The organism is Rhizobium sp. NXC24 (assembly GCF_002944315.1).
Classification (GTDB): domain Bacteria; phylum Pseudomonadota; class Alphaproteobacteria; order Rhizobiales; family Rhizobiaceae; genus Rhizobium.
This window is the reverse complement of record NZ_CP024311.1, coordinates 1,273,351-1,286,773: the sequence shown is the minus strand read 5'-3', so window position 1 is coordinate 1,286,773 and position 13,423 is coordinate 1,273,351. Positions and strand designations below refer to the sequence as shown.

Sequence of the window (13,423 nt, the reverse complement as noted above, 5' to 3'; positions counted from 1 at the left end):
CACCACCGCCTAACGCGCGCTGACCGCCAAGCGGACCCCCAGCGCTACAAACAATGTTCCAAGCCCCCGGTCCAGCCACAGGCCCGCGTTTCGATTGCGCCGTAGTGCCTCGGCAAGACGACCTCCAAGAAGAATGAGGGGCGGTTCGATGAAGGCGGCGACTACTATGATGAGGCTGCCGTGGAGCAAGAGCTGCGCCCAGACCGGGCCTGCCCCTTCAACGACGAACTGCGGCAGGAAAGCGAGAAAGAAGATGGCCACCTTCGGATTGAGCAGCGACACTAGGATGCCTTGCCGATAGATGCGGCTCCAGGGCACTGCCCTTCCGGCCTCCTTGATCCAGGCGCCTTCGCCCTTCGAGCGCAGCGCCTGTATCCCAAGCCAGATGAGATAGGCCGCGCCGGCCCATTTTACCGCCGAAAACGCGATGGCCGAGGCCGCCAATATCGCCGATAGCCCGGCTGCGGCCATCAGAACATGGACGCAGGCGCCGCTCCATATGCCGAACAGCGCGGCAAAGCCGGAGCGTATGCCGCTTCTGATCGTGTGACCGAGAATGAAGGCAATATCCGGTCCCGGCGACAGATTGAGCAGAACGGCGGCCGAAAGAAACGCGACCCAATGTGCAAGCGTATAATCGAACATCCGTCACCATCGATCGAAAACCCAGCATAAAGGCTGACACAATCGCCGTTGATGCGGAAATCATTAGTTTTGATCTGACGCGAAAGACATTATCTGACAGCCAGCCGCGATTCGCTTCGCACTGCGAAGCACAGGACATTGAGAACAGCATCTGATGGCAAAAGCCCGTACACAATTCATCTGCCAGAACTGCGGCACGGTCCATAACCGCTGGGCAGGCAAATGCGATGGTTGTGGCGAATGGAACACCATCGTCGAGGAAGACCCGATGGGCGGCATCGGCGGTGGTCCCGCCAAGGTGCCGAAGAAGGGGCGTCCAGTAACGCTGACGGCGCTGTCGGGCGAGATCGAGGAAGCACCGCGCATTCACACCGGCATCTCCGAACTCGATCGGGCGACCGGCGGCGGTTTCGTGCGCGGCTCGGCAGTGCTCGTCGGCGGCGATCCCGGCATCGGCAAGTCGACGCTCTTGATGCAGGCGGCCGCTGCCCTTTCCCGAAGAGGCCACAAGATCGTCTACGTCTCCGGCGAAGAGGCGGTGGCGCAGGTTCGGCTTCGCGCCCAGCGGCTGAGCGCTGCCAATACGGATGTGATGCTCGCCGCCGAAACCAATGTCGAGGACATCCTCGCAACGCTCGCCGAAGGCAAGCGGCCGGACCTCGTCATCATCGATTCCATCCAGACGCTATGGAGCGAGCTTGCCGAATCGGCGCCCGGGACGGTGACGCAGGTGCGCACCGGCGTGCAGGCGATGATCCGCTTCGCCAAGCAGACGGGCGCGGCAATGGTGCTGGTCGGCCACGTCACCAAGGACGGCCAGATCGCCGGCCCGCGCGTCGTCGAACATATGGTCGACGCCGTTCTCTATTTCGAGGGAGATCGCGGCCATCACTACCGCATCCTGCGCACGGTGAAGAATCGCTTTGGCCCGACCGACGAGATCGGCGTCTTCGAAATGTCCGACAAGGGCCTGCGGGAAGTGGCCAATCCGTCCGAACTCTTCCTCGGCGAGCGCAATTCCAAATCGCCGGGCGCGGCCGTCTTTGCCGGCATGGAAGGCACCCGGCCTGTGCTGGTCGAAGTGCAGGCGCTCGTTGCCCCGACATCGCTCGGCACGCCGCGTCGCGCTGTGGTCGGCTGGGATTCGGCGAGGCTGTCGATGATTCTCGCGGTTCTGGAAGCGCATTGCGGTGTTCGGCTCGGTCAGCACGACGTTTATCTCAATATTGCCGGCGGTTATCGCATTTCCGAGCCGGCTGCGGACCTTGCGGTCGCCTCTGCACTGGTTTCATCCCTGGCTGGTCTTGCCCTTCCGGCAGATTGCGTCTATTTCGGCGAAGTCAGCCTGTCGGGCGCCGTCCGGCCGGTTGCGCACACCGCTCAGCGCCTCAAGGAAGCCGAGAAGCTGGGATTTTCTGCAGCGCTTCTCCCCACCGCCTCCTCCGACCTGCCGAAAGGCAATGGCGGGCGCTGGAACGAGATCGAAAGCCTGCCGGATCTGGTGGTGCGCATAGCCGGATCGAGGGGCGCGCTCAAGCGTGCAGAAGACGAAGACTGAGCCTTCCTTAAACCGTTCTTGACGGGGAGAGAGGCACATATTTGAGGCCGATGGCAGCCATGCTTGGCATGGCAAGTCTTGGAGTGGATTATACATGCCCATTACGATTTTTGACGGTATTGTTATCGGCGTTATTTTGTTCTCCGCCGTTCTGGCCATGGTCCGCGGCTTTTCCCGCGAAATTCTCTCGATCGTCAGTTGGGGCGGCTCGGCCGTCGCCGCCTATTATCTCTATTCGCTGCTGGTGCCCTATGCGCTGCACTATACGGCGGACACCCGCATCGCGACCGTTGCGTCTGCTGCCGTCATCTTCCTGATCGCACTGATCATCATTTCCTTCATCACCATCAGGATCGCCGACTTCATCATCGACAGCCGCATCGGCGCGCTGGATCGTACGCTCGGCTTTCTCTTCGGCGCCGCCCGCGGCCTGCTGCTGATGGTCGTCGTCGTGGCCTTCTGGAACTGGTTGGTTGCGCCGGCCGCACGTCCGGATTGGGTCAACAACGCCAAGTCGAAGCCTTTCCTCGATTCGATGGTCGAAAAGCTCAAATCGGCGCTTCCGGAAAACATTCAGGCGATGCTTCCCGCCGAGATCATCAACAAGATCGCGCCGAACCAGCAGCAGCAACAATCGCAGCCGCAGGATGGCTCAACGAACGATACCGCGCCCTCCGATGACGCGCCTGCGCCGCAGACGAACAATTAACAGTGCGTTTACAGGCTTGACCCGCAGAGCGATAATCGCCATGTGAGCGGCACGAAATCCGAAAATCCGGCCGGATATTCTTTCCGGCCGGATTTTCAGTTATTTTTGCATTCAGTCGCGACGCCGCCCTGACCCGTCCCATGTTGAGAGCAAAGGCCTGCAGCCATGAACCATTCCCTTTCCATCGAGGATGATATCGACGGCGACACCCTGCATGAGGAGTGCGGTGTATTCGGCATTCTCGGCCATCCCGACGCCGCGACGCTGACGGCGCTCGGCCTGCATGCCTTGCAGCATCGCGGCCAGGAAGCGGCCGGTATCGTCTCCTTCGATGGCCAGCGCTTTCATTCCGAGCGGCGCATGGGCCTTGTCGGCGACCATTATACCGATCCCGCCACCCTCGCCCGCCTGCCCGGCGACCGTTCGATCGGACATGTGCGTTATTCGACGACGGGCGAGACGATCCTGCGCAACGTGCAGCCGCTGTTTGCCGAACTGGAAGTCGGCGGCATCGCCATCGCTCACAACGGCAATTTCACCAACGGCCTGACGATGCGCCGTCAGTTGATCGCCGACGGCGCCATCTGTCAGTCGACGTCCGACACGGAAGTCGTTCTCCATCTCATCGCCCGCTCCAAGCATCCCTCCTCCTCCGATCGCTTCATCGACGCGATCCGCCAGATGGAAGGCGGCTATTCGATGCTCGCCATGACGCGCACCAAGCTGATTGCGGCGCGCGACCCGATCGGCATCCGGCCGCTGGTGATGGGCGAACTCGACGGCAAGCCGATCTTCTGCTCCGAAACCTGCGCGCTCGATATTATCGGCGCCAAATACGTTCGCGACGTGGAAAATGGCGAAGTCATCATCTGCGAGATCCAGTCGGACGGATCGATCACCATCGATGCCCGCAAGCCCGACGTTTCCCAGCCTGAACGCCTCTGCCTGTTCGAATATGTCTATTTCGCCCGTCCCGATTCCGTGGTTGGCGGCCGCAACGTTTACGTCGCCCGCAAGAATATGGGCATCAATCTTGCCAAGGAAGCGCCCATCGAGGCCGATGTCGTCGTGCCGGTGCCGGATGGCGGCACGCCGGCGGCGATCGGCTATGCACAGGCAAGTGGCATTCCCTTCGAACTCGGCATCATCCGCAACCACTATGTTGGCCGCACCTTCATCGAGCCGACGCAGCAGATTCGTGCCTTCGGCGTCAAGCTGAAGCACTCCGCCAATCGGGCCATCATCGAAGGCAAGCGCGTCGTGCTGGTGGATGACTCCATCGTGCGCGGCACAACATCGGTCAAGATCGTGCAGATGATCCGCGATGCCGGCGCTCGCGAAGTGCATATCCGCGTCGCCAGCCCGATGATCTACCATCCGGATTTCTACGGCATCGACACGCCGGACGCCGACAAGCTGCTCGCTAACCAGTACGGCAGCCTGAAGGCGATGTGCGATTTCATCGGTGCCGATTCGCTGGAATTCCTGTCGATCGACGGTCTCTACCGCGCCGTCGGCGGCGCGCCGCGCGACAATGCGCAGCCGCAGTTCACCGACCACTATTTCACCGGCGATTATCCGACACGCCTGCTCGACAAGGAAAGCACCAGCAATGTGCGCAAGCTTTCCGTGCTCGCCAGCAACGGCTGACACGGGGCTTTTCACCGCTCTCCTTCTCCAGCGCATTCGGACCAAGACAGCATGAGCATAGACCTCAAGGACAAAATCGCCCTGGTGACCGGCGCGTCACGCGGTATTGGTTATTTCACCGCGCTGGAGCTGGCCAAGGCCGGCGCGCATGTGATCGCCTGCGCCCGCACGGTCGGCGGACTTGAGGAGCTGGACGACGCCATCAAGGCTGCCGGCGGTTCGGCAACGCTGGTGCCCTTCGATCTTGCCGACATGAACGCGATCGATGCGCTCGGCGGCTCCATCTTCGAGCGCTGGGGCAAGCTCGATATCCTCGTCGCCAATGCCGGCGTACTCGGCGTCATCTCGCCGATCGGCCACGTCGAGGCGAAGGTGTTCGAAAAGGTGATGACCATCAACGTCACCGCGACCTGGCGGCTGATCCGCTCGGTCGAACCGCTGCTGATGCGCGCCGACGCGGGCCGCGCCATCATCCTCTCATCGGCCGCAGCCCATCGCTGCCGGCCCTTCTGGGGTCCCTACTCGGCATCCAAGGCGGCTGTCGAGGCACTTGCCCGTACCTGGGCCGGAGAAACCCAAAGCACGGCGCTACGGATCACCAGCGTCGATCCCGGCGCCACCCGCACCGCGATGCGCGCCCAGGCAATGCCCGGCGAAGATCCGGACACGCTGCCGCATCCGCGCGACGTCGCGCAAGCCATCCTGCCGCTCGCGGGTCCGGATGTCACCGAAACCGGCAAACTCTTTGTCGTGCGCGAAAACAAGCTCGTCGACTACCGGATGCCGGAATAATACGATCTTCGGCCCGCCGGGGGAGAAGGTCGCGCGCAGCGCGGGTTGAAGGCGTGATACACCGCCGGGAACCTTTCGCTTGCCGCTTTTCTTTGCTCCTCGCGCCCTCCTCATCCGCCCCTTCGAGCCACCTTCTGCCCACGCGGAGAAGGCGACATCCCCCCTTGACCAAATCCCCTACTCGCGCGATAAAGCCGCCCATGAAAACGGTTATCTGCATTATCTGCCGGAAGATTATTCGCTAGCGTTTCGCTGGCCTGGCCGTTTTCGTCTCCCAAAATTCAAGATGATAAACGTCCGGCCTGCCGGTGACGATATTTTTCGGATTTATGCCTTTGGGAGAGTGAAATGGGCACCGAGCCGCACCTTAAATTTTACAACACGCTGACGCGCGAAAAGGTCGACTTCCAGCCGATCGACCGCGAGAACGTCCGCCTGTATGTCTGCGGCCCGACGGTTTATGACTTCGCCCATATCGGCAATGCCCGGCCTGCGATCGTCTTCGACGTGCTCTTCCGACTGTTGCGGGAGGTCTATGGCGAAAATCATGTCACCTATGCGCGCAACATCACCGACGTCGACGACAAGATCAACGCGCGGGCACTGCGTGACCATCCTGGACTGCCGCTGAACGACGCGATCCGCCTGGTCACCGAAAAGACCGAGACGCAGTACCGCCAGGACGCAATTGCGCTCGGCTGCCTTGAGCCGACGATGCAACCGCGGGCGACGGAAAACATCGCGCAGATGATCGAGATCATCGAGAAGCTGATCGCCAAAGGCCATGCCTATCAGGCGGCTGGAGAAGTGCTGTTCGACACCAAATCCATGGCGGATTACGGCCAGCTCTCAAAACGCAATCTCGAGGAGCAGCAGGCCGGCGCTCGCGTTGCTGTCGACGCGCATAAGAAAAGCCCGGGTGACTTCGTGCTCTGGAAGCTCTCGGACGAGAGCGAGCCCGGCTGGGAAAGCCCCTGGGGCCGCGGCCGTCCTGGCTGGCATATCGAATGCTCCGCCATGAGCGGGCGCTATCTCGGCGACGTCTTTGACATTCATGGCGGCGGACTGGACCTGATCTTCCCGCACCATGAAAACGAGATCGCCCAATCGCGTTGCGCCCATGGTACCGAGGTGATGGCAAATGTCTGGATGCATAACGGCTTCCTGCAGGTCGAAGGCCGCAAGATGTCGAAATCCGAGGGCAATTTCGTCACCATCTACGAACTGCTGCACACCGAAAAACTCGGCGGGCGGGTATGGCCAGGCGCGGTGCTTCGGCTTGCCATGCTGATGACACACTACCGCGAGCCGATCGACTTTTCCGTGAAGCGGCTGGAAGAGGCTGAACGGCTTCTGGCGAAATGGCCGGCGGCGGATGTCGGCGATGCCGCGCCGGATGCTGCCATCGTGGCGGCCCTGGCCGACGACCTCAACACCGTTGCCGCCATCCAGGCGCTGCATGCTCTGGCGCAAGCCGCCAATGCCGATGCGAGCGTCCTGCCCACCTTCGCCGCAAGCGCGGCACTTCTCGGCCTGTTGCCCGAGAAGGTGGAGATGGACGACGCCGTTGTTGCGGAAATCAACAGGCGCGTGCGGGAGCGGCTGGAATTGCTAAAGGCGAAGAACTTTGCCGAAGCTGACAAGATCCGCGAGGTGCTTTTGGCTGAAGGCATTCAGTTGAAGGACGGCAAGGACCCAGCGACTGGTGAGCGTAAGACGACCTGGGAGGTGAAGAGATGACTGAAACCTTCACCGGCGGCTGTCAATGCGGCGCGGTTCGCTTCCGTATACGAGGCGAGCTCAAGGATGCGTCGATCTGTCATTGCCGTATGTGCCAGAAAGCCTTTGGTGCCTATTATGCGCCGCTCGTCTCTGCCCGCGGCGCCGAGCTCGTCTGGACGCGGGGGGAGCGCAAAAAGTTCCGGTCGTCGAATTTCGTCGAGCGTGGCTTTTGCGGTGATTGCGGTACGCCGTTGACCTATGAGGCGCCCGATGGCGTGGCGGTCGCGGCTGGCGCATTCGATGATCCGTCGCTATTGCCGCCGGTGGTGCAGTTCGGCGTGGAAGGCAAGATAGACTTCGTCGACAGGCTGCATCTGCTGCCGGGGCATCGGACGGAAGAGGATGCGGAGCAGGCACCCTTCGTGTTGGAGATCGTGTCTTACCAGCATCCGGACCACGACACGGCAACATGGCCACCGGAAACAGGCAAATGACGATGGCGATGAGATATAGCGGCGGTTGCCAGTGCGGCGCGGTCCGGTATCGCGCGGCCGGCGCGATCGGCTATCCCCATCTCTGCCATTGCCGCATGTGCCAAAAGGCTTCGGGCAATTACGCTCTGCCGCTCGGCAGCGCCCAACGCTCCGATTTCGAGCTGACGCGCGGCGAGCCCTCGTGGTTTCATTCGTCCGATCTCGTACGCCGCGGCTTTTGCAGCGCCTGCGGTACGCCGTTGTTCTACGACATTCCGGGTACGGATTTCATCAATCTAACGCTCGGTTCCCTCGACGAGCCGATGGCGGTGCAGCCGGTCGCCCAATCGAATCTTGCGGGAAAAATGCCATGGTTCCATGCGCTCGATGCGCTGCCAGTGGAACCGGATGGCGATGGTTCGGATCGTGATCTGGCGATCCGGTCATCCAACCACCAGCACCCCGATCACGATACCCAAACCTGGCCACAGGAGAAGAGCCATGACTGAAACCATCAGAAGCGGAGGATGCCAATGCGGTGCCGTGCGGTTTCGCATCCACGGTGAGCTCGGCCGCCCCTCGATCTGCCATTGCCGCATGTGTCAGAAGCAGTTCGGCAACTTCTTCTCCGCCCTGGTCACGGCGCCGGATGATGGCCTCGAATGGACGCGGGGCGAGCCCACCTATTTCCAGTCTTCCGTCAACATCGACCGCGGCTTCTGCAAGAATTGCGGCACGCCGCTGACCTACCGCCATCCCGGCGGGCTGGAGATCGCCATCGGCGCCTTCGACGAGCGCGACGATTTGGCGCCGCAGATCCAGGTGAACTACGCCTCGCGCCTGCCCTGGGTCGACACCATATTTGAGCAGCCGGTCCATCAGGATCCGGATTTTTACGCACGGCAGGAGCAGATCATCTCCTTCCAGCACCCTGATCACGATACCGACGTCTGGCCCGCCGAGGGATTGAAAATATGACGGAAATACCGCGTACGCTTTATCCGGAAATCGAGCCCTACGCCTCCGGCCATCTCGATGTCGGTGACGGCCATGTCGTCTATTGGGAGCGCGTCGGCACGCCTGGGGCCAAGCCTGCCGTTTTCCTGCATGGCGGCCCGGGCGGCGGCATCTCGCCGACGCATCGCCGCCAATTCGATCCGGCGCTTTATGACGTCACGCTGTTCGATCAGCGCGGCTGCGGCAAGTCGACGCCGCACGCGGGGCTGAACGCCAATACGACCTGGCATCTGGTCGCCGATATCGAGCGCTTGCGCGAAATGGCCGGTGTGGACAAGTGGCTGGTATTCGGCGGCTCCTGGGGCTCGACGCTGGCGCTTGCCTATGCGGAAAAGCATCCCGAACGGGTTTCCGAACTGGTCGTGCGCGGCATCTACACGCTGACCAGGGCCGAGCTTGACTGGTATTATCAATTCGGCGTCTCGGAAATGTTCCCGGACAAGTGGGAGCGCTTCATCGCGCCGATCCCACTGGAAGAGCGTCACGAGATGATGCTTGCCTATCACCGCCGGCTGACCCACGAGGACAAGGCCATGCGCCTGAAGGCCGCCAAGGCCTGGGCGATCTGGGAGGGTGAGACGATTACCCTGTTGCCGGATCCTTCGACCAGCGGAAAGTTCGAGGAAGCCGAATATGCGCATGCCTTCGCGCGCATCGAAAACCACTTCTTCGTCAATGCCGGCTGGATGGAGGAAGGCCAGCTCCTGCGCGATGCCCACAGACTGAAGGACATTCCCGGGGTCATCGTCCACGGCCGCTACGACATGCCCTGCCCGGCGAAATACGCCTGGGCTTTGCACAAGGCATGGCCAAAGGCGGAATTCCATCTGATCGAAGGGGCCGGCCACGCTTTTTCCGAACCGGGCATTCTCGATCAGCTCATCCGCGCGACGGATAAGTTCGCAGGGAAAATTTGAACCCTTCCCCGCTTCGCTAGGCCGAGGCGGGAGAGGAAGCGACTAGATAAGAGGAAACCGGTTCGCCGGAGGAAACCGAATGACACGCGAAAAAATCTATCTCTTCGACACGACCTTGCGCGACGGGCAGCAGACGCCCGGCATCGACTTTTCGGTCGAGGACAAGATTTCCATCGCCAACATGCTGGACGAATTCGGCCTCGATTATGTCGAGGGTGGCTATCCCGGCGCCAATCCGACCGACACCGCCTTCTTCAATGAAAAGCGGACGCAGACTGCCTCCTTCGTCGCCTTCGGCATGACCAAGCGCGCCGGCGTTTCCGCCTCCAACGATCCCGGTCTTGCCAGCCTCCTGCAGGCAAAGTCCGATGCTATCTGTTTCGTCGCCAAGAGCTGGGACTATCACGTCAAGGTCGCTCTCGGCTGCACCAATGAGGAAAATCTCGAATGCATCGCCGAAAGCGTCAAAGCGGCCATCGGAGCCGGCAAAGAAGCGCTTGTTGACTGCGAGCATTTCTTCGACGGCTACAAGGCCAATCCGACCTATGCGCTCGCCTGCGCCAAGACGGCCTATGAAGCCGGCGCGCGTTGGGTCGTGCTATGCGACACCAATGGCGGCACGCAGCCGCCGGAAGTCCGCGCCATCGTTGAAGCCGTGATCGCCGAGGGCGTCCCCGGCGACTGTCTTGGCATCCATGCCCATAACGACACGGGCCAGGCGGTCGCCAATTCGCTCGCTGCCGTCGAAGCCGGGGTGCGGCAGATCCAGGGCACGTTGAACGGCGTCGGCGAACGCTGCGGCAATGCCAACCTAATCACGCTGATCCCGACGCTGGCGCTGAAAAGGGCCTATAGCGAGCGCTTCGAAACGGCGATCGACGGCGAACGGCTCTTGGGCCTGACCGGCCTGTCGCATGCTTTCGACGAGCTGCTGAATCGCTCGCCCGATCATCAGGCGCCCTATGTCGGCGCCTCGGCCTTCGCGACCAAGGCCGGTATCCATGCGTCTGCATTGCTGAAGGACCCGCGCACCTACGAGCATGTGCCGCCGGAAAGCGTCGGCAATTTCCGTAAGGTCATGGTATCAGACCAGGGCGGCAAGTCGAACTTCATCAACGCGCTGAAGCGGCGCGGCATCGAGGTCGGCAAGGACGACCCGAAGCTCGATCGGCTGATCCAGATCGTCAAGGAGCGCGAAGCGTCCGGTTACGCTTACGAGGGCGCCGATGCCAGCTTCGAGCTTCTGGCGCGCCGCACCCTTGGCACCATTCCGGAATTCTTTGCGATCGACGGTTTCCGCGTGATGGTCGAGCGCCGGTTCGATTCTCACGGCCGGGTAAAGATCGTCTCGGAAGCGGTGGTCAAGATGATCATCGACGGCCAGACTATCATGTCGGTTGCCGAAGGCGATGGCCCGGTCAACGCGCTCGACCTGGCACTGCGCAAGGACTTCGGCAAATACCAGCATGAGATCGACGATCTGGTGCTCGCTGACTTCAAAGTGCGCATCCTCAACGGCGGCACGGAGGCCATAACCCGGGTCCTGATCGAATCCACCGACAGCAGCGGCGTGCGCTGGTGGACGGTCGGGGTTTCGGAAAACATCATCGACGCCTCTTTCCAGGCGCTGATGGATTCCGTCATCTACAAGCTGATGAAAAACCGGCACATGGCGGGCAAGATCGCGGCGGAGTGATCCGCCGCCTATCAAAAACCTTGACGATGCCGTCAAGGAAATGAATTGGCCCCACAAGGCGCATTGGAGTAAGCCCGTCGTAAAAGAAAATATTACGGCGGGAAATACCAATGGCTACCGATACGGTCGCACCTGATATCAAGAACGAGGAAAGCCCACGCGGGTTCGGTTTCGTGCTGACGGCCTATCTGATCTGGGGCGTCCTGCCGCTCTACATGAAGGCCTTGGCACATATTCCGGCGACAGAGGTCATTGCCCACCGCATCCTATGGTCCGTTCCGGTCGCCGGCGCCGTGCTTCTGGCGCTCGGCCGCACGGGCGATGTGAAGGCGGCGCTGACGAACCCGCGCACGCTCGCCATGGCGTCGCTGACGGCGGTGTTGATTACCATCAACTGGGGCACCTATGTCTGGGCCATCGGCGCAGGACATTCGCTCGATGCAGCCCTCGGCTATTTCGTCAATCCGCTGTTCAGCATCGCGCTTGGCGCCTTGCTGCTGAAGGAGAGGCTTGCGCCGGCACAGATCGTTGCGATCGGCCTGGCGGCCGCAGCGGTCGTCATCCTGACTGTCCAAGCCGGCACCCTGCCCTGGGTGGGGTTGTCGCTGACCTTCTCCTGGGGCTTCTACGCCTTTTTCCGCAAGACGCTGCCGGTCGGGCCGAATCAAGGTTTCTTTATCGAGGTGTTGCTGCTCTGCATCCCCGCGCTGCTTTACATCATCTATCTGGAGGCGCGCGGCGAAGGCCATCTTTATCGCACGGGCGTCACGGATATGGCGCTTCTGCTCGGTTGCGGGTTTGTGACCGCCCTGCCGCTGATGATCTTTGCCAATGGAGCGAAACTGCTGAAGCTCTCCACCATAGGCATCATGCAGTATATCGTGCCGACCATGGTCTTCCTGATCGCCGTCTTCCTGTTCAAGGAGCCTTTCGGCACGACCCAATTGATCGCCTTCTCGCTGATTTGGGCGGGGCTGGCGCTTTATAGCTGGTCTATGCTGCGTCAGAGCCGGGGGCGCTGAGACTCAGCGTGGCTGCTGAGCCACACGTCAACCATGCATTAAGCAGTTTCGCCAACATTCGGAGTCGGAGCGTAAGAGGCTTTCCCGCCTATTTCGCGATACTGCCGCGCGAATTCGATGCATTCGTTCAAGCTGTCGCGGATCCTGATGGCCGTCTCAATATCGAAGTTGATATAGTTTTTGACGTCACCTTCAGGACCTGCGTAGCTATCAGGGCGCATCTTGACGCCTATTAGGACATCGGACTTGTCGAGTAATTCTTTGACGCGCCATTCGAAAAACGAAAATCGGGATGTTCCGCTTTCCCATGCCGTCGCAAAGATGACATCGCCAGCCATCACGTTGAATGGTTTAATACCCGACAATAATGCCTTGAAAACCGACCACATATTTACTCGCCCATGTCCAATCAAGACTGAGCCGCACAATATCCTATTGCCACAATCCGACAAGCTGTCAGGTGGATCCAAAATTACAGCTTCGAGATAACGGCCTCTTCGCCACCGCGGTCGCCATGCGCCTCGGCCGCATGCTTGCGAATTGCGGGAATGATGTCGGCGACCTTGTCGATGACCAGCGGCTGCACACGATGAGCGGTGTGGACGAAGCCCTCCTCCGTCATATGGCGGATCAGCTCCATCATCGGGTCCCAGAAACCGTTGATATTGGCGAAGACCATCGGCTTTTCATGGCGGCCGAGCTGGCCCCAGGTCATGATCTCGACGATCTCCTCCAGCGTACCGATGCCGCCCGGCAGCGCTACGAAAGCGTCGGCGCGCTCGAACATGGTGTGTTTGCGCGTATGCATGTCCGGGGTTATGATCAGTTCGTCCAATTGACCGAGCGAATGGCGCGTCGCTTCCATATCGACGAGGAACTCCGGAATGATGCCGGTGACCTGACCCCCATGCGACAGGACGCCGCTCGCGACAGCGCCCATGATGCCTTTCGTGCCGCCGCCATAGACTAGGCGCAACCCGCTCTCGGCGATGCTCTTGCCCAGCTCGCGGCCCGCAGCCATGTGGGAAGGATCGCGACCCGGCCTGGAGCCGCAATAGACGCAGATGGATCGAATTGGCACAGAATCGTCAGTCATGAATGCAAACAACTATGCTGCAAGTGCTCAGTCAAGAATTTTCAAAAGAAAACTTGTGCCAGAGCACGCTGAAATGACTGAGAAAGCTTGTAAAAGCAGGCGAAATCGTTAGCAATTTCAAGAGTG

At 60.9% G+C, this 13,423-nt stretch carries 14 protein-coding genes; 11 read left to right on the top strand and 3 right to left on the bottom strand.

The window, feature by feature from the left end:
• Nucleotides 1-9: 9 nt before the first annotated feature.
• Entirely contained in the window at nt 10-645 is a 636-nt protein-coding gene (locus NXC24_RS06410; RefSeq protein ID WP_104822546.1) for a LysE family translocator, read from the bottom strand.
• A 154-nt stretch (nt 646-799) separates the two neighbouring features.
• Between NXC24_RS06410 and radA the strand changes: the two genes are divergently transcribed.
• The 11 genes from radA (at nt 800) to rarD (ending at nt 12,201) form a co-directional block, all read left to right on the top strand.
• Nucleotides 800-2,203 carry a DNA repair protein RadA gene (gene radA, locus NXC24_RS06405; protein WP_104822545.1) on the top strand — a complete coding sequence of 468 codons (1,404 nt, stop codon included), beginning with the start codon at nt 800-802 and terminating at the stop codon, nt 2,201-2,203.
• A gap of 94 nt (nt 2,204-2,297) precedes the next feature.
• Nucleotides 2,298-2,912 carry a CvpA family protein gene (locus NXC24_RS06400; RefSeq protein ID WP_104822544.1) on the top strand — a complete coding sequence of 205 codons (615 nt, stop codon included), beginning with the start codon at nt 2,298-2,300 and terminating at the stop codon, nt 2,910-2,912.
• A 165-nt stretch (nt 2,913-3,077) separates the two neighbouring features.
• On the top strand, nt 3,078-4,562 hold the full coding sequence (gene purF, locus NXC24_RS06395) for an amidophosphoribosyltransferase (RefSeq protein ID WP_104822543.1): 1,485 nt from the start codon (nt 3,078-3,080) through the stop codon (nt 4,560-4,562).
• A gap of 51 nt (nt 4,563-4,613) precedes the next feature.
• A complete protein-coding gene (locus NXC24_RS06390) occupies nt 4,614-5,354 on the top strand; it encodes an SDR family NAD(P)-dependent oxidoreductase (protein WP_104822542.1) in 741 nt (246 codons plus the stop codon).
• Nucleotides 5,355-5,702: 348 nt separating this feature from the next.
• On the top strand, nt 5,703-7,094 hold the full coding sequence (gene cysS, locus NXC24_RS06385) for a cysteine--tRNA ligase (RefSeq protein ID WP_104822541.1): 1,392 nt from the start codon (nt 5,703-5,705) through the stop codon (nt 7,092-7,094).
• On the top strand, nt 7,091-7,570 hold the full coding sequence (locus NXC24_RS06380; RefSeq protein WP_104822540.1) for a GFA family protein: 480 nt from the start codon (nt 7,091-7,093) through the stop codon (nt 7,568-7,570). The genes cysS and NXC24_RS06380 overlap by 4 nt, the downstream gene beginning before the upstream one ends.
• Complete coding sequence (locus NXC24_RS06375) at nt 7,567-8,058, top strand: GFA family protein (RefSeq protein ID WP_104822539.1); 492 nt, start codon at nt 7,567-7,569, stop codon at nt 8,056-8,058. Before NXC24_RS06380 ends, NXC24_RS06375 begins: the two co-directional genes overlap by 4 nt.
• Nucleotides 8,051-8,527 (top strand): GFA family protein, encoded by a 477-nt coding sequence (locus NXC24_RS06370; protein WP_104822538.1) that lies wholly within the window; start codon nt 8,051-8,053, stop codon nt 8,525-8,527. The genes NXC24_RS06375 and NXC24_RS06370 overlap by 8 nt, the downstream gene beginning before the upstream one ends.
• Complete coding sequence (gene pip, locus NXC24_RS06365; RefSeq protein WP_104822537.1) at nt 8,524-9,483, top strand: prolyl aminopeptidase; 960 nt, start codon at nt 8,524-8,526, stop codon at nt 9,481-9,483. Before NXC24_RS06370 ends, pip begins: the two co-directional genes overlap by 4 nt.
• A gap of 79 nt (nt 9,484-9,562) precedes the next feature.
• Nucleotides 9,563-11,179 (top strand): citramalate synthase, encoded by a 1,617-nt coding sequence (gene cimA / locus NXC24_RS06360; protein ID WP_104822536.1) that lies wholly within the window; start codon nt 9,563-9,565, stop codon nt 11,177-11,179.
• A gap of 110 nt (nt 11,180-11,289) precedes the next feature.
• Entirely contained in the window at nt 11,290-12,201 is a 912-nt protein-coding gene (gene rarD / locus NXC24_RS06355) for an EamA family transporter RarD (RefSeq protein WP_104822535.1), read from the top strand.
• A gap of 38 nt (nt 12,202-12,239) precedes the next feature.
• Here rarD and NXC24_RS06350 read toward each other — a convergent pair whose 3' ends face one another.
• Both NXC24_RS06350 and NXC24_RS06345 read right to left on the bottom strand, forming a co-directional pair.
• On the bottom strand, nt 12,240-12,590 hold the full coding sequence (locus tag NXC24_RS06350; protein WP_104822534.1) for a hypothetical protein: 351 nt from the start codon (nt 12,588-12,590) through the stop codon (nt 12,240-12,242).
• 83 nt (nt 12,591-12,673) lie between these two features.
• Nucleotides 12,674-13,297, bottom strand: a complete 624-nt coding sequence (locus NXC24_RS06345) for a TIGR00730 family Rossman fold protein (protein ID WP_104825040.1) — start codon at nt 13,295-13,297, stop codon at nt 12,674-12,676.
• Nucleotides 13,298-13,423 lie beyond the last annotated feature (126 nt).